This is a genomic window from Marinobacter sp. LM1 (assembly GCF_042763285.1).
GTDB lineage: Bacteria > Pseudomonadota > Gammaproteobacteria > Pseudomonadales > Oleiphilaceae > Marinobacter > Marinobacter nauticus.
The window spans coordinates 3,223,974-3,250,013 of record NZ_CP114373.1 but is presented as its reverse complement, the minus strand read 5'-3'; the positions used below and the strand labels follow the sequence as shown (position 1 = coordinate 3,250,013).

Below are 26,040 nucleotides of genomic sequence, written 5' to 3'. Positions count from 1 at the left end.
TTCACCGAGGCTCTTTTGGTGGCCCGCCTCACGGTGCTCCTTGGGCAGGACGTGAGAGGTGAGGCTTGTTGAGTATTTGGCTGATTCATTCGGTGGTCCTCAAGGCTGTGGATTGGACAGTTGCGTTCTATTTCACGTCACTTCTGATACCCTCAAAAGACCCAGATTGTGTTTTTTTATAGGACCAGTGGTTGTGATTGATGATATTCGGTTTGATGCTGACCAATCTCTGCAGCTTCAGCTCTATCGACAGTTGGCTGATCGGATTCTGGCTCAACGCTATCCTCCGGGATACCGGTTGCCGTCCAGTCGCCAAATGGCGGAGGATCTTGGCGTCAGTCGGAACACAGTGAATGCGGTCTACGATCAGTTGAAAGCAGAAGGCTTCCTTCAGAGCCATGCAGGTAGGGGAGTATTCGTTCACGAGGATATCGGGTCGGCTATCGAACCGGCTGGGAAAAAATTGAAAATACCCTCTGGCGGGAGTTTCCGACTGCCTTCACTGCCAGACAGGGTGCGTGGGACTCCCCGCAGAGCGGAAGATGCCTGCTTGCCATTTCAGCCCGGCCTGCCGGATCTGGACGCCTTTCCCGTCAACGCCTGGAACCGCGTGCTGCACCATCAGGAAAGCCGGCGGGGGCTTCGCGGTTATGACAGCACTCAGGGCTACCTGCCGCTGCGGACGGCCATTGCGAACTACCTCCGAACGTCGCGTGGCGTGCGTTGCCATGCCGATCAGATTGTGATCACCAATGGTGCGCAGCAGGCCTTGTCGTTGCTGGCGGATGTGTTTCTGAGTCCCGGCGATCGTGTCCTATGCGAGAATCCGGGCTATCGAGGTGCCCGCAATGCGTTGGGGCGCCTTGGCAATCCGTTGGTGCCCATTCCCCTGAAAAATCAGGTTCTTGATGTGACCGCGTTGCCACATCTGGGCTCCGCCAGGTTGCTGTTCTGCACCCCCACCCATCAATATCCCATGGGGGGGATTCTGGACCTCTCCCAACGGATGGCCCTGGTGCAGTGGGCTCGGCAGAACGATTGCTGGATAGTGGAAGACGACTATGACAGCGAATTTCATTTCTTCAACAAGCCGTTTGCGGCGGTGCAGGGTATGTTCGACAATGCGCCGGTACTGTACGTGGGAAGTTTCAGCAAAACGCTGCTGCCGGCATTAAGAGTGGGATATGTCGTTCTTCCGGAGGAAGTAGTGGAGCCGGTGCTCTGGGCCAAACAGGTCGGTGGTGGCGAAACGCCCTTGCTGATTCAGGCCACTATTGCCGAGTTTATGGAGAGTGGCCAGTTCGTTCGACACGTTCGCCGGATGCGTCAGTTGTATCGGGACAAGTGGCAGTACTTCCAGGACGCGGTGCAGAGGAAACTCGGGGATCTGGTGCACCCTGTGGCCGAGAGTGCGGGTATGCATCTGGTGCTTGAAGGCCGGTTTGATGACTCAGCCTTGAGTGGATGGCTGAGGAAACAAGGCTTTGGCAGCACGCCCTTGAGTGCGCACTACATCGGAGATACCGCATCATCCGGTCTGGTCATGGGGTTTGCCAGTGCCAGTGAGCGGGAAATGGAGGATTGCGTCAGCATCCTCAGAAGCGCGTTAACCTGAATGTAACCGCAGCTTGTAATTGACTCAAAATCCGTCGGAATAGCAAAGGGAAGCAGCATGACAACACCATCCGAGGCGAGACAGCGCGCCATTCTGAATCGTCTTGACCGGTTCAGTCGCCTCATGGACAGCAACATCGGCCTTCCATTTACCAGGTTCCGGATTGGCATAGAGGCCATCATCGGGCTGTTACCGGTGGTTGGTGATATGGCTGGCCTGATCCTGTCGGGCTATGTGCTGGTAGAAGCGCAACGGGCGGGCGCCAGCAAGGCTGTGAAGTTAAGAATGCTCAGAAATATGGTCATCGATTTCCTGGGTGGCCTGTTGCCGGTGGTGGGAGATGCCTTTGATGCCGTGTATAAGGCGAATACTCGCAATACCAGACTGCTGAGAAACTATCTTGAGAAGGAATTGGCGATTGAACCACCGTCACCGCCGTTCCCCTGGGGAACGCTGATTGGGTTGTCGATTCTGTTTGCCGTGATAACCGGTGGTTTGTCGCTCATTCTTTGAACACCCGAACTGACTATGGATAGAGCATGATGCTGGACGCACTTCAGGCCAATGGCCTTATGCAGATACTACTACTGACATTGATGGCCGGTCTTGCAATGCCTGTGGGCGCAGCACTGGCATCGGTGGAGCGTATTCACCCGCGCTGGCTGGAAACCGAGGTGCGGCACAGTGTGATCGCGTTTGGTGGTGGCGCGCTGCTGGCGGCGGTTGCGCTGGTACTGGTGCCAGAAGGGACGGCTAACTTGCCCATGGTGGGTATCGTTGTCTGTTTTGCCGGAGGCGGTATCAGCTTTATGCTTCTGGATCGATGGCTGGCTGCCAATGGCACGCCGGCGAGTCAGTTGGTGGCCATGCTTTCGGATTTTGTGCCGGAAGCCATGGCCCTCGGCGCCACTTTTTCGGTGTCCAGTGAGGGCGGAATTCTGCTGGCCGGCATCATTGCGTTGCAGAATATTCCGGAGGGCTTTAACTCCTATCGGGAACTGGTGGACGCAACCCATTATCGAGGATTGAAGATTGTGGGTGCCCTGGCGCTGATGGCGTTGCTTGGGCCGGTGGCCGGTGCCCTTGGCTACTTTCTGCTGTCGGATGCCCCGAGTGTGGTATCCGGCATCATGCTGTTTGCGGCAGGCGGTATTCTCTACATCATTTTCCAGGACATAGCGCCTCAGGTACGCCTGAAAAAACACTGGGCGCCACCATTGGGTGCGCTTGCAGGCTTTCTGCTTGGGGTGATGGGAGAGGTTGCGTTATCCGGATAGGGGACGTTCCGGCGTAGTTTGGCTATCATTCTGCCCTTTATGCGTTGTTTACTTTTTTATTATCCCAGAACAGGAGACTAACCGTGGCGGATACATCACTTAAGGAAAAACTTTCCAGCGCAGTCAAGGACGCAATGCGGAGCAAGGACAAAGACCGCCTGGTGACGCTGCGTATGGCTCAGGCTGCGGTGAAGCAGATTGAGGTCGACGAGCGCCGGGAACTCACTGATGACGATGTTCTGAAGGTGCTGGACAAGATGTTGAAACAGCGCCGGGACGCCGCTGCACAATATGATGACGCAGGCCGGGGCGAACTGGCAGACAAAGAGCGCTCGGAGATGGTGATCATCGAGGAGTTTATGCCTGCCGCGCTGTCTGAGGACGATCTGGATGCGCTTATCCGCGAAACCATTAACGCGACGGGAGCCTCCGGTATGCAGGACATGGGAAACGTGATGAATGAACTCAAGCCTCAGGTGCTCGGCCGGGTGGATATGGGGCACCTGAGCAAAAAAGTTCGAGCTGCGCTGGCGGGTTAAGCCAGCGCTGGGACCACGGCCTGGTCAGGCGAAGTCGTAGTCTCCACCTTTCTCCAGTGCTCTCTGGTACGCGGGGCGCGCATGCACCCGCGCTACCCAGGCCTTGATGTTTGGCCTGTCGTTACCAACGATGCCCCTTGCGACGGATGCCTCCAGAGGAAAGCTCATCTGAATATCCGCCGCACTCAGCTGTTCCCCAAGAAACCAGGTGTTTTTGGCCAGTTGTGACTCCACGAAGTCCAGGTGGGTCTTGATCATCGGGCCGATAAAAATCTGGTTGGTTTTGTCCGAAATTCCTTTGGCGATCGGCTTGATAAAGAACGGCATTGGGCTGGTCTTCACTTTTTCAAACACCAGGCGCATGACCAGCGGTGGCATCAGCGAGCCCTCGGCATAGTGCATCCAGTAGGTGTAATCCAGCCACTGCTGGCCTCCGGCTTCGGGCAGCATGGTGTCTTTACCATAGGTGTGCGCCAGATATTCGATGATGGCACCGGATTCGGCAACCACCAGATCTCCGTCGGTGATGACCGGGGACTTTCCGAGGGGGTGCACTTTCTTGAGACTGGCTGGAGCCAGCATGGTTTCAGGGTCGCGCTCATAGCGCTGGATCTCGTAGGGTACGCCCAGTTCTTCCAGCATCCAGAGAATGCGTTGTGAACGTGAATTATTGAGGTGGTGAACTGTGATCATTCGGAAGCTCCGTTCCCGTTTTATAAGTGGTCAGGGTAGTACAGTAGGCTGAAAAAGGCTGATTGGTTCACTCGAAATGTAGTATTCCGCTGTTACCTATCCCTGTTGAAAGTGGCGCATGATGGATATGCATTGTTGATCAAACAGGGAGGAATGAACATGTCGAATAAAAAACTGTTGCTGCTGGCCGGCGATTTCACCGAAGACTACGAGACCATGGTGCCGTTCCAGGCACTGACCATGCTGGGCTACGAAGTACACGCGGTCTGCCCGGAAAAGAAATCCGGCGACAGCGTGAAAACCGCCATCCATGATTTCGAAGGTGACCAGACTTACACCGAAAAGCCGGGTCATAACTTCGCGCTCAATTACGATTTCGATAAGGTTCAGGTTGATGACTATGCTGGGCTGGTGATTCCCGGTGGTCGGGGCCCGGAGTACCTGCGCCTGAATGAGCGGGTGATTGAGATCGTGCAGGCGTTCAACAACGCGGGCAAACCCATTGCGTCGGTTTGTCATGGCGCCCAGATCCTGGCCGCCGCCGGAGTGCTGGAGGGGCGCGAGTGCAGTGCCTATCCTGCCTGTGGGCCCGATGTGAAAATGGCGGGTGGTCGTTACATGGACATTCCGGTCGATCAGGCTCACGTTCAGGGCAACCTGGTGACGGCTCCGGCCTGGCCTGCCCATCCGGCATGGCTGTCAGCGTTTGCTAAACTGCTTGGTGCTGAGATCTCGATCTAGTCTTAACCCGGCAGCCTCCGCTGGAGGCTGCCGTTATCACAGGAGACCGACTCCATGTGTGAACTCTATGTGAAAGCCGACCCGATCCTGTTTGAAAGTCGGTCCCGTTCTCTCCGTATCCGGGGGGTGGTCACAACGCTTCGGCTTGAGAACCAGTTCTGGGATATTCTCCGGGAGATTGCCGAAGTGGACGGCATGACCACCAATCAGCTCATCACCAAACTCCACGAAGAGGTGATGGAACTGAGAGGTGAAGTAGAGAACTTCGCCTCCTTTCTCCGTGTAAGCTGCACACGCTATCTGGCGCAGCGCGAAGCCCGTCCCGTTCCCCTGATAACGGCTCATTCATCGGGTAAGGCCCAGTCCCGGGTCGTGTCGGTCCCTTGAATTATCCGCCGTTCGGGCGCAGCTAGTAGGGTAGGTTCATTTCACACAACAGACAGGGGAGGCACCCCATGCATGTATTCATTGCCGGAGCCAACGGGCAGATCGGGCGTTTTCTATTACAGGAAATCGCGGATAGCAAGCATGAGGCACGAGCACTGGTTCGCCACGCAGACCAGGGGCCGGAGTTGCAGCAGCTTGGTGCCACGGAAACGGTGATTGGCGACCTGGAGCAGGATTGCAGCGAAGCCATGCGGGGCTGTGACGCCGTTATCTTTACTGCCGGGTCCGGCCCCCATACTGGTCCGGACAAGACAGTAGATGTGGATCAGGATGGCGCGATTCGCCTCGTGGATACCGCCAAGGCCATGGGCATCAAACGTTTCATCATGGTCAGCAGTATGCGAGCTGAAGAGCCCGAAAAAGGCCCTGAAAAGCTTCAGCATTACCTGCGTGCCAAGCGTAATGCCGATGAACACCTGAAAAGCAGTGGTCTGAATTACACCATTGTGCGCCCTGGCCGACTTACCAATGACGATGGCAACGGTAAGGTGTCTGTCAGCGAGCGACTGGACGCGTTCGGAGAGATTCCTCGCCAGGACGTTGCCCGGGTTCTGTTGGCTGTGCTGGATTCTGACAATACCGGCAATTGCGTTTTTGATGTAGTGTCTGGAGATGTGCCGGTGCGTGATGCGCTGGCGAACCTGTAAGCCGCATCCGCCGGCATGATCAACAAGAGAGCCGCAATGAGCGATAACCCGTTAGCCTCGATTCTGGAAATGGATGGCGAAGAACGCTACGACTATTTTCTGGACGCTGTGGTGGAAGAGCGCGAGCTCTGGATACTGGTCAATGGCGATAACCAGTTTCTCAAAATCGTCTCGGAAGAGGATGGGGTCGGGTATCTCCCGGTATGGCCAGGTGAGGACTTTGCGGCTGATTATGCAGGTCCTTCGGGTGACCTGAGCCCGAAGGCGATTTCCTTGCCGGATTTCTTCAAGAAATGGGTGCCAGGGCTAAGCCGTGACGGGCTTGAGGTGGGCGTTTTTCCGGGCGCCGACAGTGAGCTCTGGATAACGCAGCCGGAAGAGCTGAAGCAGGATCTTCAGGACGTGTTGTCGGGATCTTTCTAGGCTTTATCGGCTGTAAACGAGCCTTTTAAGCTGTCAGTGAGCAGCAGTTTCAGACTTCTGTAATTTATGAGACCGGGTTCAGGGCTGGGAGAGTCGCGCTGATATAAGGTCATGCTCAGAGACCGAGTCGCAAGGAAAGAGCATGAGTAGTATGTCAGAGGAAGATTTTATTGAGTTGGTGCGTAAAGCCGAGCAAGAAACTGTTGCCCATCCACGGCGCTACGTGACAAAACTGGCGTTATTCGCCTTGATTGGATACCTGGCAATATTCGGGGTGTTATTCGCTCTGATTGGTCTTGCTGGTGGGCTGGTCGCCGCGGCTGTTTTCAGTACAGCCTTGTTCCTCATTCTGGTAAAGAAAAAGCTGATTTTTGTCATTCTGATCGCCATCTGGGTACTTCTGAAGGCGCTCTGGGTCCGTTTTGAAGCGCCTGAAGGCTACACGCTCAAACGAAAAGAATGCCCCCGTTTGTTTGAGGAAATTGACCGTTTGAGCAAGCAGTTGAAGGCGGTCAGAATTCACCGGGTTATACTGGATAACAATCTCAATGCTGCGGTAGTTCAACACCCTCGTTTGGGCGTGTTTGGCTGGAACCGGAATTACCTTATCGTCGGCTACCCTTTGATGCTGACTCTGTCCCCTGAAGAAATGCGCTCTGTGTTGGCCCACGAGTTTGGCCATTTGTCCGGCAATCACAGTCGTTTCAATGCCTGGATTTACCGTGTGCGTTTGAGTTGGCTCCGGATAATGGCCGCATTTGAACATGCAGAGTCATGGGGCGCTTCCGTGATGCGCAAGTTCTTCAACTGGTACTCACCCCGTTTTGAGGCCTATTCCTTTGCGCTTGCCCGGAGCAATGAGTACGAGGCCGATGCCATCGCAGCGGAGCTCACGTCACCGCAAACGGCTGCACAAGCGTTGGTGAATGTCCATGCGACGGCTCCGTATATCGACGATCACTATTGGAAGAACTATTTTAGGAAAGCGGATGAAGTGGCGGAGCCCCCTTTTGCGCCGTTTGCAGGCCTGGCACATTTTCTCAACGATAGTCCCTTTGATCGAGAACAGATGAAGGTACGCATCAATGAGGAAATGCAGGTACAGACGCATTACGCCAACACGCATCCGAGTTTGCGGGACAGGCTGATGAGCCTTGGTGTGGAAACACCGGAGGTGACCGTCACGGAAGTGAATGCAGCCGATGAATGGCTCGGCGACCGTGGCCGCCAGGTAATGGCGGATTTTGATCGTGAATGGCTGACAGCCAATGGTGAAGCCTGGCGAGAGCGCTACGAATACGTGGCGAACGCCCGCACCAAGCTGAAAGAGATGGAAGGTAGTGATGCAGCAGAACTATCTGATGACACTCTCTGGGACTACGCGTGTTGGACCCGGGAGTTTGTCTCCGATGAGCAGGCATTGCCTCTATTTCTGGCGTTTCGTGAACGTCAGCCTCAGGCCACGGGCTGCGCTTTCTATATTGCCTGTATTCTTCTGAGTCGTGATGATGAGTCGGGTCTAGAGTCTTTAGCTTTGGCCAGAACCAATCCAAACCTGATTGGCGACTGTGCGAGGCTGGGTTATCAGTTCCTCCTGGATAAGGGCAAACGGGAGGAAGCTGAGGCTTGGTGGCAGGACTCTTTGGCTCAGCAGGAAATCTTTGTTGCAGCCCATCAAGAGCGCCAGAGTGTTAGCCCTAAAGATGCTCTGATGAAGCCTGAAATTGAAAAAGAGCGGCTTGGCGAATTAATCGCGCAACTCAAGCGTATGCCAAATGTCGGAAAGGTCTGGTTGGCCCAGAAACCCGTTCGCCACATGCCGGAGGATCCGGTATATATCCTTGCATTCAAGTCTAAAGGCATCGTTTTCTCACGAAATAAGCTACAAGCTCGAGTGGCCGAAAGTCTGGATGTTGACGGTAGATTCTTCATCGTCTGTAAGTCAGGGGACGCCAAAGCTGTGGCAAAGAGGGTTGTTAAAAAAGGGAGCCGAATCCTGTAACCGCCGTTTTCACATTAAGAACCCCTCACATCGTGTTTCTGAGTCTGTGCTAGAGTTGGAATGACCGTGGTTGCTTTTGGATACACGCAGCCATAGCCGAAATAGCAGTAATCATACTGATAAGGAGGCAAGATGATGGAAGCGAAATCCGGTCAACAAAATGAGTACGAACAGGTTCGTGAGGATCTGCGCCGTCTTCAGGAAGATATGGCCAAGCTGACCAGAAGTGTCGCTGAAGGCCAGAAGAACAACATCAGTCATCTCCGAGACGAGATACGCCGCGAAAGCCGGGAAGCGTTTGACCAGGTAAAGCGGCGGGGCGATGAAGCCCTTGACCGTGCAAAGGATGTCAGTGGCAAAGCGGTGGAAAACGTGGAACACAAGATTGAGGAGCGTCCTTTCCTCAGTATTGTTCTTATGTTTCTGGCCGGGTTGTTGGTGGGTCGCTTGTTGGATCGCTGATGATGCCTGAGTCGGCCTGGTTGCAGGGCGCGCTGCGAAAGGTAGTCGCGGCAGTTCTGGGTTTACTGCTGGCGCTGGTTTTGCTGGTGGCCCTGCTCATTACCGGTTTTTACATGCTCGTCAACGCCGCCACGCTGGCCCTGGCTCCTGTGCTGGGTGAAGCCGGTGCGATGGCCGTGACGGGCTTTTTCTGTATTCTCCTGTTAGTGCTTTTTTTCTATCGTATGACACGGCCGGCCAGGTCTCACGGACAGGCCGATTCCGGCGAAAGTTCAGGTATGTCATCGCCGGTAGAATCTTTACGGAACCTGATTCGAAAGAACCCTCTGGAATCGGCGTCTATTGCTTTTGTGCTGGGCATCGCCGAACAGGGAGATCCCCGGTTGAAGTCTCTGTTGCTTCAGGGCGGTATGGTTTTGATGAAGGAAGCCGAAGCTGAACGTGCTGCCAAGCCTGAGCATATGTCTGGCTCACAACCTTCCGATAGCCAGTCGGAAACAACGCAGTAACAGACCAAGAGCAAGACATGCCACCATCACCATTACAGTCCAGCCTACCTGGTGCGCCTGAGAATAAACGCGCACTCTGGTCTTGGGCGCTCTATGACTGGGCCAACAGTGCCTTCTTTACGATCATTCTTACGTTTGTCTTCGCCCAGTACTTCAGCGTCTCGGTGATTCAGGATGAAGTGGCGGGCACGCGGGCATGGGGCAACATCGTTGGTATAGCCGGGGTGGTGATTGCCATACTTGCTCCGATTCTCGGTGCAATTGCCGATCAGTCAGGCCGGCGCAAACCCTGGCTGATCAGTTTTACGCTCCTGTGTGTGATTTCGTCGGCCATGTTGTGGACGGTGACGCCGGATCAGAGTCAGTTCTGGACGGCCGCTCTGTGGGTGGGGCTCGGCACTCTCGGGGCCGAGTTCGCTTTCATCTTCTATAACTCCATGTTGCCGGATCTGGCGCGACCGGAGCGAACAGGGCGTTGGTCTGGCTGGGCCTGGGGGCTGGGATATGTGGGCGGTATCGCCAGTCTGGTGGTGGCGCTCTACGGCTTTATCGAAGCGGACGGCACGTTCTTTAACCTTGATCGAGACGCCGCAGAGCACGTGCGGGCAACCTTCGTTCTGGTGGCCGTGTGGTATCTGGTATTTGCCTTGCCGGCGTTCTTTTTTATCCCGGATCGTCCGTCAACCGGTTTGAGTCTGGGGGCGGCGACGCGGGCTGGATTGGCCCAACTGAAACAATCCATTGCTCATGTACGGCAATACCGGGACATCGTGCGGTTTCTGGTTGCGAGGATGCTGTACACCGATGGCCTGGCGACAATTTTTACCTTCGGTGGCGTCTATGCTGCCGGCACGTTCAACATGAGTCCCACGGAAGTGCTGCAGTTCGCCATTGCCCTGAACGTCACTGCCGGGCTGGGCGCGCTAGGCTTTGCCTGGATTGACGATGCCCTGGGTGGTCGCAATACCATCCTGCTGTCGCTGGTGGGCCTGGGCTGCAGTGCGTTCGCGATTCTGGTGGTGGATGGGGCCACCGCGTTCTGGATATGGGGCATGATTCTGGGCATTTTCGTTGGGCCGCTGCAATCGGCCAGTCGCTCTCATTTGGCCCGTGTGGCCCCGCCGCATCTGCAGACTCAGATGTTCGGCCTGTTCGCCTTTTCCGGGAAGGCAACCGCGTTTGCCGGCCCGTTGCTGGTGGGTTGGGTGACGTCGGTTACCGACAGCCAGCGTTGGGGCATGAGTACGATCTTGCTGTTCCTGCTGATCGGGTTTGTGCTGATGCTGAAAGTGCCTGCGACTGAGGCCCGAAAAGCGGAGGACTGACACGGTATCTGCCCCAGCTTCGGCTATTCTGATTCATAGCCATCCCACAACAACAAGATCCTAAGGGGCGTTTTGCCATGGCCAGATATGACTTCATCATCAAGGGCGGTCGCTATTTCGACGGCACCGGGGCACTCTCGTTTACCCGCAATCTTGCTATCAAGGATGGCCGCGTTGTTCGTGTGACGGCCGATCCGATTGCTGATGACAATGCTGAGCGCGTGATTGATGCCTCCGGGCTTTGGGTGATGCCAGGCTTTCTCGATACCCACGCGCACTACGATGCCGAGCTGCTGGTAAGCCCAAGCCTCTCGGAATCTGCGCGCTACGGCGTGACAACCGTGCTGGTGGGGAGCTGCTCCTTGAGCATGGTGTGCAGCGACTACGAGGACGCCTCGGATATCTTTACGCGCGTGGAGACGGTACCGAGGGAGCGGGTGCTGCCTATTCTGAAAGCCCACAAGACCAGGCCGACTGGTTCGGTGTGGATGCGGGCAAGATTCGTGAAGGCGACCGAGCCGATGTTGTGATTATTGATCCTGCGGGGTTCGATCAGGACCTTGAGCAGGTGCACTGGGGCGAGATGGAAAACTTTGATCTGCAGCGTTTGGTCAATCGCAATCCCGGCATTGTAAAAACGGTTCTGATCAACGGACGGCTGGCGGTCGACGACGAGGAATTCTCGCCGTCATTCGGTCGTGAAATGGGCTATGGACAGTTTATCCCGGCGAGGTAATTAATCAGGTTATGGCCAAGGCCTCTTTTGCTAGAAAGTCACTGCGGCTGATGTTCTGGGTGGTTGTAGCCGCACTGGTGCTGATGTTTTCAATTATTCTGCTGTTCAGGTTCGTGAACCCACCGACTTCTGCCTTCATGCTGGGTTATCAGATGGGTGATTCCCGCGAGCCTTTGCAGCACGAATGGGTGCCAATATCTGAGGTATCCGAATGGATGGCGCTGGCGGTGATCGCCAGTGAAGACCAGCGATTCCCGGAGCACCATGGGGTTGATTTCAAGGCCGTTCGCGAGGCTGTCTCTGAGTATCAGGCCGGTGAGGGCTTGCGAGGTGCCAGTACCATCACCCAGCAAACGGCCAAGAATCTGTTTCTCTGGAATGATCGAAGCTTTGTCCGAAAAGCCATCGAGGCGGGTTTGGCACTTGCAATTGATGCGATCTGGCCTAAACAGCGGATTCTTGAAGTCTATCTGAACATCGCAGAATTCGGACCGGGCATCTACGGCGTACAGGCAGCCAGCCGCGCCTACTACCGCATTCCGGCGGGCGTGCTGTCGCCACTCCAGGCTGCACATCTCGCTGCAGTCCTTCCTAACCCGAAAGTGTTGAGCGTGCTTTCACCCACGCCTTACGTGCAGGAACGTGTGGCGTGGATTGAGGGGCAGATGGCTCGGTTATCGAGGGCGGGGTATCTAGCCGAAATCAACGCTGGCAGGTAGTGCCAAACCGCTGTTGATGATTCAACGGTTCTTTGATGAGTGAGCCTCGCTTCGGTAATGGGATGGTGTCACGCCAAATCTGGCCCTGAAAGCCTTGCTGAACTGGCTGGCGTCGTTGAAGCCGCAGGCGAGAGCGATGGCAGTGATTTTGGTGGTTGATTGGCGCAGATGATCGCGTGCCCGGATGAGCCGTTGTTCCTGTACATATTGGTAGGGGGCGCAGCCAAACGTGGCCCGGAACAGTCTTGCGAAATGGTAGGGGCTGAGATTCACCCAGCCGGCCATTTCCGACAGTGTGAGAGGCCGGTCCAGTTCCGCATGAATCTGCTCCTGTAACAGTCGCCGGTACTGATGGGACAGTTGCCCGGTAACTGCGGGAGGTGCTTTGGTGACGCTGGCGTGTCGGCTGACCACCTGTAGCAGGAGCCACTGTGCCAGGTGATCCATCGCCATTGCCTGGCCGGGTGCCTGCCAGTCGCTAAGCACCAGGAGTTTACCTGCCTGGGCCAGGATCGGATCCTCACGGTGGTAGCGCTCGTTCAGTTGAATCTTATCCGGGTCGGAATCCCAGGTTTGACTGGCACATCGAGCGACATCGACATCATTGAAATAGAAATGGAAAAACTCGAATTGCCCGCCGATTTGCCAGATGGAGCGGCTGCCCGCAGGAAACAGGCACACGGCGCCGGGAAAGCCGCGGCTTACCGCCTTTCCGTTGACCATCCGCTGGGCTTGCTGGCCCTTGTCAATGTAGATGCTCAGGGCGTGATGGCGAGGGCGCTCGTAGCGAACCTCCCCCTGACGGTTCTGCCACTGGGCGAGGGTTTTTCCATGCTCCAGGTCCATCATTCTCTGCGGCGCAACGCCCGCCGTGCGAAGGCTGTCGGCAATGTCCAGCTGCCCCCGTCTGTCTTGCAGCGGTGACGGGTTTGTTGTCGTTGGGTTGTCCATAATGCAAGGCCTCCGCAAGAATCATCCACGGTTCCGCAGGATCTGACAAGCTATCGCGCGTTCGTTTCCATAATCTGACCACCTGACGCCCGAACTTGCCATTTAACTGGGAGCCTCTGAATCATGCCCATTAGTGCCCATTATGGACTGACTGTATTGATATGGGGTCTGACCTGGACGGCGATTCGACTGCAGGTCGAATCTGCGTCTGTGGATTTGGCAGTGTTCTATCGCTTTGTGATGGCTTCTGTGGTTGCACTTGCGGTTCTTGCCGTTACCCGGCGGCTGAGCAGGTTGACGCCTGGCCAGCATGGCTGGCTTTTTTTGCAAGGGCTGACGCTATATAGCGTGAATTTTCTCCTGATCTATCGGGCCGCCGAATCGATGACCAGTGGGTTGTTGGCGGTCGTGTTTTCTCTGGCGGCACTGTTCAACGCGTTCAACGGTTGGCTCTGGTTGCGAACCAGACCGACAGCGAGGCTCTACCCCGCCGTGGCCCTTGGTGTGACCGGTGTCGCGCTGCTGTTCTGGCATGACCTGCAACTTGGCAATGCCACTGGCGCGAGCATACTGTTTGCGGTCGCTGGAACCTTCTGGTTTTCCATGGGTAACCTGGTGAGCGTGAAGGTGAGGGCCGCAGGGGTTCCGTTGTTTACGGCCAATGCCTGGGCAATGGTTTATGGAGCACTTATTCTCGGATTGTGGTGCCTGATCCAGGGGGTAGAGTGGATGCTGCCTGCCACCTCAGTATTCTGGGGAGCGACCGTGTTCCTTGCCGTTCCCGGCTCTATTGTGGCGTTCTACTGCTACATTACGGTCATCCAGGTGCTGGGCGCCGACAATGCAGGCTACGCCGCGGTATTGTTCCCGGTTGTCGCTCTTTCGGTCTCCACCTGGCTGGAGGGATTCGAGTGGACGACGCCGGCTATGCTGGGCGCCCTGCTGGCCATATTGGGAAACTATGTGTTGTTTCGTCCCGGCAAGCGTCAGAGCGTCAGCGCAACCAGCGTTCCCGAGCAACGGACCTGACTCTGTTGCTATGGGCTCACTTTGTCGTGCAGGACTCATCGCACCCGTTCGCACCGATCTCTTTTGGGGCCATTTTTAAAAACACACCTAGTGCGGCCAACAACAATGCTGTACTCGCAATAATCGCAACCGGATAAACGAGATTCCCCGCCAAATCAAGCTGGCTGTATTTGATGATCATGATCAGGCCTTCAAGCGACATGGCCACGCAAACGGTACTGATGAAGCGGGGCAGGGTGCGGCGCATCATAGTCACTATATCGTGAGTTTCTGAACGGCCGCTGTATTCCGAGCGGATCACCATCGCCAGTTCGTAAACGGCCAGTGCGATTATGCTGCCGTTAACGCCATTAATCATGGCCTGCATCAAGGGCTCATCGGAGTTCAGGAGCTCAAAAACATCGACGATGGTTGCTGCCACAAGAGCGAAGGCCAATCCGAAAAACAACCAGGAGAACAGCCTGGCGAACAAACCGCGTACTGGAATACTTCTCAACCTGTCGAGCATGCGTTTTCACCGTGACCTGTGGATGTGATGAGACAGGCTACGGATATTTCGTAAAGGCTGCGATTACAGGTTGCACACAGCGCGGTAACCTTGAAGCAAAGGGCGAGTTGATTATTTTACCTCCGCTCATCGCCAGGCCTTGTGGTTGAGCCATTCACAGCGGCTATCCTTGGGTTGCCAACACAGTTATCCACAGATTCTGTGGGAAAACTCTTTGCTGTTTGATCATTGTTTCGCTGGTTGTGGAGGCGGTTATTGAAACCATAACTCGGCGCTTTCAAGGCGTAGTAAACGCTACGGTCGCAAAGCGAACCTTCAGGAAGGTTCATGAGTTTTGGTCCAAGTGGTTTGGTCGAGTCTTCGGGCATTTTGAAGGGAACTTTCTGGTGCTATCCAAAATGCCCGAAGACTTGACCATTGAATTACCTCTTTAATTTAACGCATTGATAGTACGCACCGGTATCAGGGCTTCGTACCCGGCCGAGGCACCATATAGATCACGGATCACCCCAGCTCGACGGAGTTTGGCCCCAGTAAGCTGTCTTGCGCTATTTATCGCGTCCTCCAGTCTGCCAGTGCCACTGGCCAGCTCGTTCAGACTGGCTTCCCAGTGCGCGCGCTGGTTTGGCAAGTGTCGCTCGTTGAGGATGTTCAGTCGACCATGGCCGGCCTCAACGCTTGCCCTCAGTTTAGCTATCGAGGCCCGCCATTCCCGCTGGGCCTGAGTGGCCAGCCATCGTTTTTGTGATGCTTCGGCAGTCGCCTTTCGAACGGCGCTGTGCTGGCGCTGCCCACTAAATGGGATCCGAACGCCAATGCCGACGACCCAACGTTTTCTCTCGTCAGCCCACAGGCTGTTATAGCCGGCATTAGCTGTGAACGTAGGTCGACGATCGACTTCGGCAACATCCAGCCGCGCGCGCCTCGGCTTCCCTCGCCTCGGCTGCACGAATCAGCGGATGATCTGGTTCCAACTGTCCATCGGCGAACAGAAGCGTTTCAGATGGCGCCATCAGTTGCAAACTGGCCCCCGTCGGACGACGCCCAAGCAGAGGAATCAGGTCGCTGGCTAGCCCGGCCTTTTCCGCTTGCAGCTCTACTAGTCTGGCATCTAGGAGTCTGCGCGGCAGAAACGTTTTGAGCCCTCGTTTCCGCCAGACCGGATCATTGTCTGGCCGGAAGGAGTGTTCGCGATATCGGATCGGCTCCATCATCGCTTTCGATCCAGCCAGTTAACCGGTTAAAAGGGGCATCGCAGGGCCCCAGCTGTACCTACCGTGAGCCAAAGGCTGCCTCAGCGACTTATGCCAGCCTCATCAGTGAACTCATGCGCCTGAGATTGAGCGACAGACAGACAAGATCCCATTCACCCTGCACCGCCTGAAGGCCCCGCAAGCCGAACTGCCGGAAGCCCAGGACATTCTTGATCCAGCCATTCACCGCCTCAACCATGTGCTTGCGCTGAGCGTAGACTGCTCGCCCCTCCGCCGTGGTAAGCTTCTCCTCCATGCGGGCCGTCGCCGGGTACCGGCTCGCGTTTATATCTCCGGTTTTTTTGCCTTCCCGGCGCAGCGAGACGTAGCCATCTATGCCTTTTGTCTCCAATGCCTGCAAGTCTTCCTCTTTGCGATAACCCGCATCAGCCAGACATTGGCCCGGGTAACTTCCCAGAGTTTCTTTTACCTCGCCCAGCAGCGGCACCAGACAGCCGTTATCACTGGGGTTGTTACCCTGGCGGTTGCCCACGATGATCTGGAACTCGCCATCCACGGCCAGTTGGCCGTTATAGCATTGCTGGAACCCATCATTCGTTTTCATGATCCGGCTTTGGGGGTCGGTAAAGTTACTCTGAGCCTTGTCCTCCGGAACTCCATAATCTCTCTTGAAGTTCCGGCCACCCTTGGGTGAGCGGCGATCATCGTCTGGATGCCGGCCTTTGGCCTCATCTTGCGTTTTTTGATCCGCTTCCAGTTTCTCCTTCGCTGCCCGGATCTTGTCCAGCCGCCCCTGACGGTGCTGAAGCTCTTCGGGTAACTCGTCGCCCCGCTGATCCGGGCCAAACTGTTGGTCTTCCGATTCATCCACACGGCGAGCCTGGCCACAAAGCTCATCAACCTCTTTTGACAGACGGGCTTCTTCCTCCCGCATGCGGTCATAGCTCATGGCCTTGTGCTTACTGGCGTTGGCCCGGACCTTGGTGCCATCAATCGCCAGCGTACCGAGAGTAACCAATTCCGCTTCCTGGGCGATCCGGACCACCTGAATAAATACGGCCTTGAACGCAGCCAGGTGTTGCTTGCGAAAATCGCAGATAGTGCGGTGTCTGGGGAAATTGCCAGCCGCCAGGACCCGAAGGGCGACATCTTCTTCCAACTTCCGGGCGATCTTTCGTGATGAAAACACGCCGGTCGCGTACGCATAGATCAACACCTTCAACATCATCCGCGGATCGAAAGGCGAGTTGCGCCGACCGCTCCCTTCATACCGGGCGTAGAAGGCACTCAGATCCAGTTCCTCGACCACGTCACTGATGAAATAGGCCAGATGCCCTTCGGGCAGCCACTCGTTCAGGCTCGGGGGAAGAAGCAGTTCCTGATCAGGTGAATAGGGGCGGAAGGTGGTTCCCATCGGATTCTCCGGTGCTGAAGAATTTTTACGTATTATGCCAGAAGGTGGCTCCTGCCGCGCAGACTCCTAGCATAGGCCGGTAACAAACTGTCGAAACCGGCAAGAAGTCCCATTGTGGCAGCTCCTTGTATAAGGCGGCGCCTGGACACACCTGCATAGAAATGTCTATCGCTCATAGGTTGCTCCTAAAACCATGTATATACAGCTTCTTGCGTTCGTGACTCGATTATTGATGCTACCCGGTGCAACTGAAATCAAACTGAAAAGTCGACCGGTAACCCCCCATTTTTAACGGGTTGCTGTTTTTCTGGGGAGTTGCCGTTACTGGTACAATCCATGGCAGACTGGCGAAACTTTCCCACCACGAAAAACGGCGCTTACAAATGAAAATTCTGATTGTTGAAGACAATGCTGTACTTGCCAAAAAAATATCGGACTGGCTTGCGCAGGCGCACTACACAGTAGATATCGCCAAAACCGGCAAAGAAGCGGACTCGTTGATTGAAACAAGCTCCTACCAGGCCGTTATTCTCGATATCGGACTGCCCGATGAAAATGGACTTTCTTTAATGCAAAGATGGAGAAAAAACGGGAAAAAAGAGGCCATCCTTATTCTGACCGCACGCTCCAACTGGACTGAGAGAGTAGAAGGGTTGAACGCGGGTGCCGACGATTACCTTCCCAAACCGTTTGAGTTTGATGAACTGAAAGCCCGGCTCAGTGCGATTATCCGCAGAAAGGACGGCAGAACGACAGACCAGATCAGCGTCGACGGATTTCATCTCAACGCCACCTACCGAACGCTTACCACGCCCGACCAGAAAGAGTTCAGACTGACAGCTACGGAATTCCGCCTTTTACAGTGTTTCCTCCGTTCACCGGACCGAGTGTTTTCCCAGGACGAACTGGTTGAATCCCTCTACAACATAGAAAGATGCCCCACCAGAAATGTCGTTCAGGTTTACATAACCCGGCTTAGAAAAATAATAGGGGTCAATAAAATAAAAACATTGCGTGGCCAGGGCTACTACTTCGAAAAAGATCCTAACCGCTGAACGCCCGAGTGAACCAACCAGGTTAAAATATGTCTGCTCCGAAAAGTATCCGCAGAACAGCCATTCAGTATGGTGCTGTTTTCAGCCTCGTATATTTTACTCTGATATTCTTTTCACACACCTACGTGATAAAGCAACTATCGGACGAGTCCAGGAAGCAACACCTGAACAAAGAGCTGGGAAACTTTCAGGCAATCATTGAGGCTGAATCCCCCACAACCGACGACCTCAGCAACATGATCAATCAGTTTGAAATGCTTCTGGGGCATGCCATCGTCATCGAAACGGCTAGCGGAAGCGTCCTGGCGAGCCCGAACTTTGACCAGAGCCAACTGCAGGGCGCTGCAGAGAAGCCCGAGGGTTTCATCCACATAGCGCAGGGTGCGAACACGCTTTTCGGGCTTAGACGTACGTTCACTGCTACTGGAAAGCTGGCCTCAATCACCGTTCTTGAAACCGAGGGGGCGCTCTCTGAACGACCGCTGAAGGCCCACCTGACATTGCTCGGTGCCTCGGCCGTTCTTCTGGCGATACTGCTGGCACTGATTGGAACCACCACACATCTGACGTTAAAGCCCATCAGTAGGATAAAAGAGGACCTGAGACGGCTCCAATCCGGGAAACAAAGTCGTCTGAACCCTCACGTGCCGGAAGAGTTTCGTCCGCTGATCCGGCAGCTCAATGATTTGCTCGAGCTGTCAAACCGGCGGCTGGACCGCCACCGCCGCCTGAATTCCGATCTCTCTCACCTGGTCAAAACCTCTATTTCTGCCAATCTTGCCATTTTGTCGGATATCGATACCTTGCCTCCGTCCCGGGAGGATGTTGTGTTTATGGCCTCTAACTTGCGGGAGCTTGACAAATCCCTGAAATACCGGATGAGCAAAGCAGACATATCAGGCAGACAGATGGGACGGACGTGCATGCCGGTTGAAATCACGGCAAGTGTCATCACCGTTATGGAAAAAATCTTCCCTGACACGGTTTTTCGCCTCCACACCAACTTACCTGAAAACTTCAGCTGGCCAATGGAACGGCAGGATCTTTCAGAGCTACTTGGCAATTTACTCGAAAATGGCGGGAAGTGGTGCCAGACAACCGTCGACGTTACAATCGCCCGCACGTCATCAGGACTCTCCATAGAAGTAGCGGACGATGGCCCCGGAATTTCTCCCGAGGCGGCAGCCACTGTCATGAACAGGGGTACCAGGCTGGATGAAACGGTCGCCGGTTTTGGGCTCGGATTGTCCATCGTGTCCGAGATTGTCGAAGACAACCTCGGACAGATGAACATGGGTACCTCAAAAAACGGAGGAGCCAGGATTCTGATTTTACTGCCATTTCCGGACTAGATCACTGCCAAAAGGCCAGCCATCTTGAAAATCCGGCCTTCAAAGACTCAGTTTTAGCAGTAATCAGCTGCGTCATTAATCATTCTTCGAGTTTAATTCAGAATCAACGGGGTCATTCTGGCTGTCTGTTGGCGGAAGATCGATCGAGAATAGCTGGTACCGTTCGTTCTCCCCCAACTTCTGAGCGTCAGTGGCCCGCGGACCAAGAACCTCATCGACCGCATGGTTTGGAATTACTGCAAAGACCCTGGCGTACCCGTCAGCTTCCAGCAGACTGTTGAATTCTGTGGAGATGATTTCCACAGCGTCGCCTAACGAATAAAAACGTGCCGAAAATGGCATCTCACCAATGTAGAAGATCGGACTGTCCCCCGCTTGATGGATGCTCTCATACCGGCTTATCAATTGTTTCTCGGTTTTTAGTGGAATGACTCCGCTCACACTGATGAACACAACAAGGGTAATGAGAACGGGCACAAGCAATACAGCCCCCGACCTGACTCTGGACCAGGCACCTAGATCGAGCTTCGACACCCATCCGGCAATCAGAATGGCCGAGAACGGAAGAGAAGGAAGTATGTACGTCCAAAGCGTGTTGCCTGCCAGGGTGAAGAACAGCATTGGCGTTATCGCACAAAACAACAGATACAGCGTTGAGGCGTCTTGAACAGCACCAGTGAATATATCCTTTGTTTTGCCTCGCGCCGCCGCAAGGCCAAAGCCAACCAAGCCAATGATACCCCAGGGGAATGAAGCCCAAAGCCAGAATATCCAGATCATGCCCTTGGGCCGGTCATGGGCACTACCGTACAAATCGCCGGCCCACCCGGGGTCCAGAAACCGGCTAAAGTGTTCGCCAATGATGAAATAGTTGAGGAACCCTGGCGTTTTCAATTCAGCGAGCACGTACCATGGCACGGCAATCGCCAGTGTCAGAAGTGAGCCAAGAAGCCAGGGTAATTTTTTCAACGGCTGTAACCGCTGCCTGAAAATAGCAGCCCATAGCACCAGGGGGATAACGGTCAGTACAACAGCCAACGGTCCCTTTGACAACAAACCGATGGCCAGGCCCATGAAAAACCACCAGCGCCAATAGTCAGAGCGCCCTGAAAGCACAAACCACACGCTCACCAAGGAGAGGGTCGTTCCAAATACCAGGAACGTATCCGTCATGACTGCGCCGGCACTGATATAGGTGAGTACCATCGTGGAAAGCACAAGAGTAGACCATCGAGCGACCGCAGCACCGCGCGCATGATTTGCAAGGCACCACGTCAGCCATACGATTCCAATCGTGGCGAACCATGCCGGTAGCCGCAGAGAAAATTCAGACAGTCCAAATATTTTTATAGAGGCAGCCTGAGCCCAGAACGACAGTGGAGGTTTCCCCCAGAACGGAACGCCGGGTTCAAACCAGGGCGTTATCCAGTCCCCGGTTTCAGCCATTAAACGAGCGATTTCAGCGTATCGGGGCTCCGTTGTATCCACGAAGGGAAACAGCGTCATTCCGATAAAGCGACTGAACAATACGGCAGCCAGTACCCAGAACCAGGGCTCAAATCGCTTTAGCATTCTTGACGCCTCTGAAGTTGCTGATTTGGTCTCGGCTTGATACCTCTTTGTTCTCGACCACTTCTTCGGTCAGATACAGTGGTCGCTGTTTCGATTCGATGTAGGTTTTGCCCACATACTCACCAACGATACCAACGCTCACCAGTTGTATGCCGCCCAGAAAACTGATGAGGGCGATTAACGATGGGTAGCCGTCAGTCGGATCGCCGAGCATTATTGCCTTCGCTACAATCCAGACACCGAACAATCCACCAACGGAGGCGGCCAGCAAGCCGACAAGCGTTGCCCATCTGAGAGGTGACACTGAGAAGGAAGTCAGGCCTTCAAGGGCCAGGCCGACCAGGCCCGGGTAGTCCCACTTACTCTCGCCAGCCACTCTCAATGCCCGGTCGTATTCGATGATCGTCGTTGGCATACCAACCCAGGCAAAGAGTCCCTTCATGTAGCGGTTGCGCTCTCCTAACCGGAGAAGGGCATCAACTGCCCGCCTGCTCATCAATCGGAAATCACCCGTGTCGACCGGGATTTCAGTGCGACTGGTCTTATTCAGCAAGCGATAGAAAAGGTGCGCACTCCAGCGCTTGAGAAAACTCTCGCCTACACGTGATCGACGTTGCATCAGAACGACATCAAAGCCGGACTTCCAACTCCTGACCATCTCGGGAATGTATTCAGGTGGATCCTGAAGGTCCGCATCCAGAACGATCACCGCATCCCCCTTGGCATGCTCCAGCCCTGCTGTTACCGCTGCCTCTTTGCCAAAGTTGCGGCTTAGCTTGACGAGACGGATGCTCGATTTCCTTTTAATGAAAGTCCTAACAAATTCGGCACTGCCATCCTCGCTACCATCGTCCACAACCACGATCTCCGAGCGAATATCGAGGCTCGCAAGGATCGGCAATACATGCTCAAAGAATAGGGGAAGCATCGAACGCTCATTGAACACCGGAACCACCAGGGAAAGCAGCTCTGATTCATTCGGCGCACGGGAAGTCTCAAGAGGTTTGTTCATGAAACACCAGCCTTTGGTAGACAACATAGTTAAATACAGCGACAGCCGCAGTGGTTAGAAGCTGAGCAGGCACAACAGAGATTTCAAACAGTTGATGCAGGACTAAAAAGATCAGAACGTTCAGGAGAGCTGCGAGTGAACAGGAAAAGGCATATCGCCAGATGGCCTGGATGTGTGGGCGTGCGTTTGGAAAGGCCAAAGTTCGCTGCAACCAGTAGTTGGTAACCGCTCCTACAACGCTTCCAGAAAAGGTGGCTGCTACGGGGGCCATGCCAAGCAGAACCAGGCCGGACATGGCCGCCCAATGGAAAAGGGTTGCCATTCCTCCGGCGGCAATAAATCCACTTATTCTTTTAAAGGGAACCTTCTTCATCCTGGCCGACACACCCGTGGCTATAACCATCGTGCCCGATGTTTCAACAACAATTCCGGAAATGGTGAACATTGACTCTTCAGAAACATCGGGCACCAGAATCACAGTCACAGCCTTCTTTCTAGGAGCAAAGTTCAACAGCAAGACCCTCGTCTCCGTTAAAACGGGCGGAATTACACTTCCATGCATGTAACCGCAACTATGCATTTCCGCCTCACATCTACCGCTGAATATCACCCACCTTGGCTCTTGAAAAGCGACCGAACAGAACCGGCAAAACAAAGAGTGTCAGGAAAGTTGCAGTCACGAGACCACCAACAATCACGCTGGCCAGTGGCTTCTGGATTTCCGCTCCCACGCCCGTCGACAACAGCATCGGTATCAAGCCGAGCGCCGAGGTTATTGCTGTCATCAAGACAGGACGTAAACGGGAGACGGCACCTTCAAACACCGCGGTATCCACGTTCAACCCATCCTGTATTCGCTGATTGATGCTTTCGACCATAACGACCCCGTTAAGCACCGCCACACCAAACAGTGTGATAAATCCAACGGAACTGGGCACTGAAAGATACTGGCCGGAGACCCAGAGCGAAAAGACACCACCAATTACGGCAAGCGGCACGTTGACCAGAATCAACAGCGCTTGACCAACCGAACTGAAAGCGAAGTAGAGCAACAGCGCAATCAGGCCCAGAGATACAGGTACCACAATGGTCAATCGTTTCTGAGCTCGCTGCTGGTTTTCGAACTGACCACCAATATCCACCGAATAGCCGGGGGGAAGGTTCACTTCTGACGCGATGGTATCCTGAATATCGGCAACCACACTGCCCATGTCACGACCCTGCACATTGGACTGAATGACCACACGGCGCTGAACGTCGTCGCGGCGCACCTGGGGCGGGCCAGACTCAATAGACACATCGGCCACATCACCGAGTCTCACCCAGGCTCCGGAAGGCGCCTGCAACCTGAGATCAGCAATGGCATCCCGGTCTTCCCGGAAACGTTTGGCCAGGCGCACATAGATATCGTACCGCTCATTTCCGTTGATGATCTGGCCCGCGGCGGCACCACCCAGTCCGTCCCGGACGACACTCATCACATCAGACACGGCGAGTCCGTACCGGGAAAGTGCCTGACGGTCTGGCTGAACCACCAACTGCGCTTCACCGGCAATCTGCTCCATGGCCACATCCCGGGTCCCCTGAACAGTTTGGACCGCCGCTTCAATCTGCTGGCCTTTCTCCGCCAGTACGTCGAGATCCGGGCCAAAGAGTTTGATGGCCAACTGCGCACGAACACCTGACAACAATTCATCAACCCGAGTCGCGATAGGCTGAGAAAAGTTAAACAGTAGTCCCGGGTGCTGTTCGAGCTTCTCCTCAAACAGAGCCTGCAATTCATAGCGATTACTGGCGCTGGTCCACTCCGAAGTTGGTTTTAAGCCAATATAGACCTCTATGTTGTTAACTGGCTCCGGGTCGCCGCCTATTTCTGCTCGGCCAGCCCTGGACAGAGCGTAAGTCACCTCTGGAAACTCCATCAGCATGGCCTCCAGTTTCGGCGCCACTTCAAGCGCCGTATCGAGGCTTGATGAAGGGGCCAGGGTCACCCGGAGGTTAATCGTGCCCTCTTCCAGTTCAGGCACGAACTCCGTGCCCAGTCGTGGAACAATCAGCGCCGCCAGTACAACAAGAACCGCCGCCGCGCCAACAACCACGCGGCTATGCTTCAGTGACCAGGCAAGCCCCATGCGATAGAGCTTTTCCAGGGGTTTTAGAATGAAGCTTTCCCGCTCCCGGATACCCTTACGGAACATGTATGACGCCAGCGCGGGTACAACCACCAGAGCGACGATCACCGCCGACACGATAGCCAGCATGATGCTGATTGCCATTGGCTGGAACAGCTTGGCTTCCACACCTTCGAAGCTGAACAGAGGCATGAAAACGACCAGGATAATCGCCGTCGCGAAAAAAATCGGCCGTGCCACTTCCCGGCCGGCTTCCTGGAGACGAAGGGCAATGCCATGATCATCGTGTGACGCGTCCAATGGATCGGGGTCATCTCCAGCCAACTCATCCCGATGGGCGTCATGCTCGCCATCAGGATGGGTCAGATGTTTGAACATGTTCTCGACCATAACAACAGAGCCGTCTACCAGCATGCCAATTGCCACAGCAATACCGCCAAGAGACATCAGGTTGGCCGAGAGGCCGAACCAGGCCATGATCATCAGCGCAATTCCGATGGAAATCGGTATTGAAAGCAGCACCAGCGTTGTTGCCCGCAGATTCATCAGGAACAGGGCAAGCACGATCGCAATAAACACAAAAGCCAACAGAAGCGCATTGGTCACCGTCTCTACGGCCTTGGTCACCAGATCCGCCTGGTTGTAATAGGGCTCAAAACGAACCCCACTCGGAAGCGCCTGATTTATGCGATCAATGCGGGCCTCGATGCCGTCGATGGTGGCTTTTGTGTTGGCCCCCATTCGTTTGAGTACAATGCCAGAAACCACTTCACCCAGTTGTTCAACCTGACCGGCTTCATCCTTCCGGGTCATGGTTACCGCACCCTGGCGAATTTCAGTGCCCAGCGCTACCTCGGCGACATCGTTCACTGTCACTGTAATGCCATCACTGGTTTTAACGGGCACCTGACGGATCTGCTCGAGCCCCTGCTCGCCATTACCCAGCCAGCCCATACCGCGAATAACCAACTGCTCCTGCCCGCGGCCCATATACCAGCCCCCAACATTGGAGTTGTTGTTCTCCAGGGCTTCCATGACATCGTTCTGTGATAAGTCATAGGACAGCATTCGCGCCGGGTTCAGGTTAACCTGGTACTGGCGGACCTCTCCGCCAAACGACAGGATTTCCGTAACCCCTTCAGCCGGTATCAGCAACAGTTTGACCAGCCAGTCGTGCAAGCTGCGCAATTCCATTGCGTCGTACCCCGAATCCGGGTCCGCTATCAGCAAGTACTGGTAGACCTGGCCAAGACCGGACGTATTCGGCCCCATTTCAGGCACCCCGACCCCGTCCGGAATCAGCTCCCGCGCGGCCTGCAACCGCTCGAAAACCAGTTGGCGCGCGAAATAGATATCCGTGCCCTCTTTAAAGACCACGGTGACACCAGACAACCCGGTTTTGGAGATGGACCGAACCTCCTCAACATCCGGCAACGCATACATCACCGCTTCAATGGGATAGGTGATCAGCTGCTCGACTTCCTCAGCCGCAAGTCCGGGCGCCTCTGTATTAACAGCGACCTGGACGTTTGTAACGTCGGGGAAAGCATCAAGATTCAGTTTTGGTATCTGAAACGCGGCCGTGGCGATAAGCACTGCAAGCGCAATAAGAACCAACAGGCGGTTCTGAACCGCCAAGTCGACAACTCGGTTGAACATAATGACT

At 54.9% G+C, this 26,040-nt stretch carries 27 protein-coding genes; 18 read left to right on the top strand and 9 right to left on the bottom strand.

Going from position 1 to position 26,040, the window contains the following annotated elements:
• The first annotated feature begins 193 nt into the window (after positions 1–193).
• The 4 genes from OZ656_RS15195 to OZ656_RS15180 all read left to right on the top strand — a co-directional run bounded on the left by OZ656_RS15195 (position 194) and on the right by OZ656_RS15180 (position 3,431).
• Positions 194–1,615, top strand: coding sequence for a PLP-dependent aminotransferase family protein (locus OZ656_RS15195; RefSeq protein WP_031211335.1), 1,422 nt, complete (start codon positions 194–196; stop codon positions 1,613–1,615).
• Positions 1,616–1,672: 57 nt separating this feature from the next.
• A complete protein-coding gene (locus OZ656_RS15190) occupies positions 1,673–2,128 on the top strand; it encodes a DUF4112 domain-containing protein (protein ID WP_379944702.1) in 456 nt (151 codons plus the stop codon).
• 26 nt (positions 2,129–2,154) lie between these two features.
• Positions 2,155–2,892, top strand: a complete 738-nt coding sequence (locus OZ656_RS15185; RefSeq protein ID WP_011786391.1) for a ZIP family metal transporter — start codon at positions 2,155–2,157, stop codon at positions 2,890–2,892.
• 83 nt (positions 2,893–2,975) lie between these two features.
• Entirely contained in the window at positions 2,976–3,431 is a 456-nt protein-coding gene (locus tag OZ656_RS15180) for a GatB/YqeY domain-containing protein (protein ID WP_011786390.1), read from the top strand.
• A gap of 24 nt (positions 3,432–3,455) precedes the next feature.
• Here the strand turns inward: OZ656_RS15180 and OZ656_RS15175 are convergent, their stop codons facing one another.
• Positions 3,456–4,124, bottom strand: a complete 669-nt coding sequence (locus OZ656_RS15175) for a glutathione S-transferase family protein (protein ID WP_011786389.1) — start codon at positions 4,122–4,124, stop codon at positions 3,456–3,458.
• Between the two features lie 159 nt (positions 4,125–4,283).
• Here OZ656_RS15175 and OZ656_RS15170 point away from each other — a divergent pair, with 159 nt between their 5' ends.
• The 11 genes from OZ656_RS15170 (at position 4,284) to mtgA (ending at position 12,135) form a co-directional block, all read left to right on the top strand.
• Positions 4,284–4,865 (top strand): DJ-1/PfpI family protein, encoded by a 582-nt coding sequence (locus tag OZ656_RS15170; RefSeq protein ID WP_014422317.1) that lies wholly within the window; start codon positions 4,284–4,286, stop codon positions 4,863–4,865.
• 54 nt (positions 4,866–4,919) lie between these two features.
• Positions 4,920–5,252: a ribbon-helix-helix domain-containing protein gene (locus OZ656_RS15165; protein ID WP_199452405.1), complete on the top strand. Its 333-nt coding sequence runs from the start codon at positions 4,920–4,922 to the stop codon at positions 5,250–5,252.
• A 68-nt stretch (positions 5,253–5,320) separates the two neighbouring features.
• Positions 5,321–5,959: an SDR family oxidoreductase gene (locus OZ656_RS15160; protein WP_014422316.1), complete on the top strand. Its 639-nt coding sequence runs from the start codon at positions 5,321–5,323 to the stop codon at positions 5,957–5,959.
• Between the two features lie 36 nt (positions 5,960–5,995).
• The gene (locus tag OZ656_RS15155; RefSeq protein WP_379944701.1) at positions 5,996–6,382 is read left to right on the top strand and encodes a DUF2750 domain-containing protein; all 387 of its coding nucleotides are present in this window, start codon (positions 5,996–5,998) and stop codon (positions 6,380–6,382) included.
• 142 nt (positions 6,383–6,524) lie between these two features.
• On the top strand, positions 6,525–8,384 hold the full coding sequence (locus OZ656_RS15150) for a M48 family metalloprotease (RefSeq protein ID WP_379944700.1): 1,860 nt from the start codon (positions 6,525–6,527) through the stop codon (positions 8,382–8,384).
• Between the two features lie 132 nt (positions 8,385–8,516).
• Positions 8,517–8,846 (top strand): YqjD family protein, encoded by a 330-nt coding sequence (locus OZ656_RS15145; protein ID WP_011786381.1) that lies wholly within the window; start codon positions 8,517–8,519, stop codon positions 8,844–8,846.
• Positions 8,846–9,355 carry a hypothetical protein gene (locus OZ656_RS15140; protein WP_379944699.1) on the top strand — a complete coding sequence of 170 codons (510 nt, stop codon included), beginning with the start codon at positions 8,846–8,848 and terminating at the stop codon, positions 9,353–9,355. The genes OZ656_RS15145 and OZ656_RS15140 overlap by 1 nt, the downstream gene beginning before the upstream one ends.
• A 17-nt stretch (positions 9,356–9,372) precedes the next feature.
• Entirely contained in the window at positions 9,373–10,680 is a 1,308-nt protein-coding gene (locus OZ656_RS15135; protein WP_379944698.1) for an MFS transporter, read from the top strand.
• Positions 10,681–10,757: 77 nt separating this feature from the next.
• Positions 10,758–11,210 carry an amidohydrolase family protein gene (locus tag OZ656_RS15130; RefSeq protein ID WP_379944697.1) on the top strand — a complete coding sequence of 151 codons (453 nt, stop codon included), beginning with the start codon at positions 10,758–10,760 and terminating at the stop codon, positions 11,208–11,210.
• Positions 11,207–11,416, top strand: a complete 210-nt coding sequence (locus OZ656_RS15125; protein WP_379944696.1) for a hypothetical protein — start codon at positions 11,207–11,209, stop codon at positions 11,414–11,416. The genes OZ656_RS15130 and OZ656_RS15125 overlap by 4 nt, the downstream gene beginning before the upstream one ends.
• Positions 11,417–11,427: 11 nt before the next feature.
• Positions 11,428–12,135: a monofunctional biosynthetic peptidoglycan transglycosylase gene (gene mtgA / locus OZ656_RS15120; RefSeq protein ID WP_379944695.1), complete on the top strand. Its 708-nt coding sequence runs from the start codon at positions 11,428–11,430 to the stop codon at positions 12,133–12,135.
• 21 nt (positions 12,136–12,156) lie between these two features.
• Here the strand turns inward: mtgA and OZ656_RS15115 are convergent, their stop codons facing one another.
• The gene (locus tag OZ656_RS15115; protein ID WP_278351419.1) at positions 12,157–13,086 is read right to left on the bottom strand and encodes a helix-turn-helix domain-containing protein; all 930 of its coding nucleotides are present in this window, start codon (positions 13,084–13,086) and stop codon (positions 12,157–12,159) included.
• Positions 13,087–13,209: 123 nt separating this feature from the next.
• Here OZ656_RS15115 and OZ656_RS15110 point away from each other — a divergent pair, with 123 nt between their 5' ends.
• Positions 13,210–14,115, top strand: coding sequence for a DMT family transporter (locus OZ656_RS15110; RefSeq protein WP_286715643.1), 906 nt, complete (start codon positions 13,210–13,212; stop codon positions 14,113–14,115).
• Between the two features lie 16 nt (positions 14,116–14,131).
• Here OZ656_RS15110 and OZ656_RS15105 read toward each other — a convergent pair whose 3' ends face one another.
• From OZ656_RS15105 to OZ656_RS15095, 3 genes are all read right to left on the bottom strand, one after another.
• The gene (locus tag OZ656_RS15105; protein WP_011786374.1) at positions 14,132–14,623 is read right to left on the bottom strand and encodes a hypothetical protein; all 492 of its coding nucleotides are present in this window, start codon (positions 14,621–14,623) and stop codon (positions 14,132–14,134) included.
• A 430-nt stretch (positions 14,624–15,053) separates the two neighbouring features.
• Positions 15,054–15,572, bottom strand: a complete 519-nt coding sequence (locus OZ656_RS15100; RefSeq protein WP_008169850.1) for a TolC family protein — start codon at positions 15,570–15,572, stop codon at positions 15,054–15,056.
• 353 nt (positions 15,573–15,925) lie between these two features.
• Positions 15,926–17,251 (bottom strand): IS1182 family transposase, encoded by a 1,326-nt coding sequence (locus tag OZ656_RS15095; RefSeq protein ID WP_053113971.1) that lies wholly within the window; start codon positions 17,249–17,251, stop codon positions 15,926–15,928.
• A gap of 383 nt (positions 17,252–17,634) precedes the next feature.
• Here OZ656_RS15095 and OZ656_RS15090 point away from each other — a divergent pair, with 383 nt between their 5' ends.
• Positions 17,635–18,306, top strand: coding sequence for a response regulator transcription factor (locus OZ656_RS15090; RefSeq protein WP_123891321.1), 672 nt, complete (start codon positions 17,635–17,637; stop codon positions 18,304–18,306).
• A 29-nt stretch (positions 18,307–18,335) separates the two neighbouring features.
• Positions 18,336–19,658: an ATP-binding protein gene (locus OZ656_RS15085; protein WP_379944694.1), complete on the top strand. Its 1,323-nt coding sequence runs from the start codon at positions 18,336–18,338 to the stop codon at positions 19,656–19,658.
• A 75-nt stretch (positions 19,659–19,733) separates the two neighbouring features.
• Here OZ656_RS15085 and OZ656_RS15080 read toward each other — a convergent pair whose 3' ends face one another.
• The 4 genes from OZ656_RS15080 to OZ656_RS15065 all read right to left on the bottom strand — a co-directional run bounded on the left by OZ656_RS15080 (position 19,734) and on the right by OZ656_RS15065 (position 26,033).
• On the bottom strand, positions 19,734–21,230 hold the full coding sequence (locus OZ656_RS15080) for a glycosyltransferase family 39 protein (protein WP_123891319.1): 1,497 nt from the start codon (positions 21,228–21,230) through the stop codon (positions 19,734–19,736).
• On the bottom strand, positions 21,214–22,242 hold the full coding sequence (locus tag OZ656_RS15075) for a glycosyltransferase family 2 protein (protein ID WP_008169859.1): 1,029 nt from the start codon (positions 22,240–22,242) through the stop codon (positions 21,214–21,216). The genes OZ656_RS15080 and OZ656_RS15075 overlap by 17 nt, the downstream gene beginning before the upstream one ends.
• Positions 22,226–22,759, bottom strand: a complete 534-nt coding sequence (locus OZ656_RS15070) for a GtrA family protein (protein WP_278351261.1) — start codon at positions 22,757–22,759, stop codon at positions 22,226–22,228. Before OZ656_RS15070 ends, OZ656_RS15075 begins: the two co-directional genes overlap by 17 nt.
• Before the next feature lie 76 nt (positions 22,760–22,835).
• Positions 22,836–26,033, bottom strand: a complete 3,198-nt coding sequence (locus OZ656_RS15065; RefSeq protein WP_379944693.1) for an efflux RND transporter permease subunit — start codon at positions 26,031–26,033, stop codon at positions 22,836–22,838.
• Positions 26,034–26,040 lie beyond the last annotated feature (7 nt).

Bases quoted from the DNA above. Each gene is read 5' to 3' on its own strand.
- OZ656_RS15190 (WP_379944702.1), top strand. From the start codon at position 1,673: ATGACAACACCATCCGAGGCGAGACAGCGCGCCATTCTGAATCGTCTT.
- OZ656_RS15185 (WP_011786391.1), top strand. From the start codon at position 2,155: ATGATGCTGGACGCACTTCAGGCCAATGGCCTTATGCAGATACTACTA.
- OZ656_RS15175 (WP_011786389.1), bottom strand. From the start codon at position 4,124: ATGATCACAGTTCACCACCTCAATAATTCACGTTCACAACGCATTCTC.
- OZ656_RS15170 (WP_014422317.1), top strand. From the start codon at position 4,284: ATGTCGAATAAAAAACTGTTGCTGCTGGCCGGCGATTTCACCGAAGAC.
- OZ656_RS15165 (WP_199452405.1), top strand. From the start codon at position 4,920: ATGTGTGAACTCTATGTGAAAGCCGACCCGATCCTGTTTGAAAGTCGG.
- OZ656_RS15160 (WP_014422316.1), top strand. From the start codon at position 5,321: ATGCATGTATTCATTGCCGGAGCCAACGGGCAGATCGGGCGTTTTCTA.
- OZ656_RS15155 (WP_379944701.1), top strand. From the start codon at position 5,996: ATGAGCGATAACCCGTTAGCCTCGATTCTGGAAATGGATGGCGAAGAA.
- OZ656_RS15150 (WP_379944700.1), top strand. From the start codon at position 6,525: ATGAGTAGTATGTCAGAGGAAGATTTTATTGAGTTGGTGCGTAAAGCC.
- OZ656_RS15145 (WP_011786381.1), top strand. From the start codon at position 8,517: ATGATGGAAGCGAAATCCGGTCAACAAAATGAGTACGAACAGGTTCGT.
- OZ656_RS15140 (WP_379944699.1), top strand. From the start codon at position 8,846: ATGATGCCTGAGTCGGCCTGGTTGCAGGGCGCGCTGCGAAAGGTAGTC.
- OZ656_RS15135 (WP_379944698.1), top strand. From the start codon at position 9,373: ATGCCACCATCACCATTACAGTCCAGCCTACCTGGTGCGCCTGAGAAT.
- OZ656_RS15130 (WP_379944697.1), top strand. From the start codon at position 10,758: ATGGCCAGATATGACTTCATCATCAAGGGCGGTCGCTATTTCGACGGC.
- mtgA (WP_379944695.1), top strand. From the start codon at position 11,428: ATGGCCAAGGCCTCTTTTGCTAGAAAGTCACTGCGGCTGATGTTCTGG.
- OZ656_RS15115 (WP_278351419.1), bottom strand. From the start codon at position 13,086: ATGGACAACCCAACGACAACAAACCCGTCACCGCTGCAAGACAGACGG.
- OZ656_RS15110 (WP_286715643.1), top strand. From the start codon at position 13,210: ATGCCCATTAGTGCCCATTATGGACTGACTGTATTGATATGGGGTCTG.
- OZ656_RS15105 (WP_011786374.1), bottom strand. From the start codon at position 14,623: ATGCTCGACAGGTTGAGAAGTATTCCAGTACGCGGTTTGTTCGCCAGG.
- OZ656_RS15095 (WP_053113971.1), bottom strand. From the start codon at position 17,251: ATGGGAACCACCTTCCGCCCCTATTCACCTGATCAGGAACTGCTTCTT.
- OZ656_RS15090 (WP_123891321.1), top strand. From the start codon at position 17,635: ATGAAAATTCTGATTGTTGAAGACAATGCTGTACTTGCCAAAAAAATA.
- OZ656_RS15085 (WP_379944694.1), top strand. From the start codon at position 18,336: ATGTCTGCTCCGAAAAGTATCCGCAGAACAGCCATTCAGTATGGTGCT.
- OZ656_RS15080 (WP_123891319.1), bottom strand. From the start codon at position 21,230: ATGCTAAAGCGATTTGAGCCCTGGTTCTGGGTACTGGCTGCCGTATTG.
- OZ656_RS15075 (WP_008169859.1), bottom strand. From the start codon at position 22,242: ATGAACAAACCTCTTGAGACTTCCCGTGCGCCGAATGAATCAGAGCTG.
- OZ656_RS15065 (WP_379944693.1), bottom strand. From the start codon at position 26,033: ATGTTCAACCGAGTTGTCGACTTGGCGGTTCAGAACCGCCTGTTGGTT.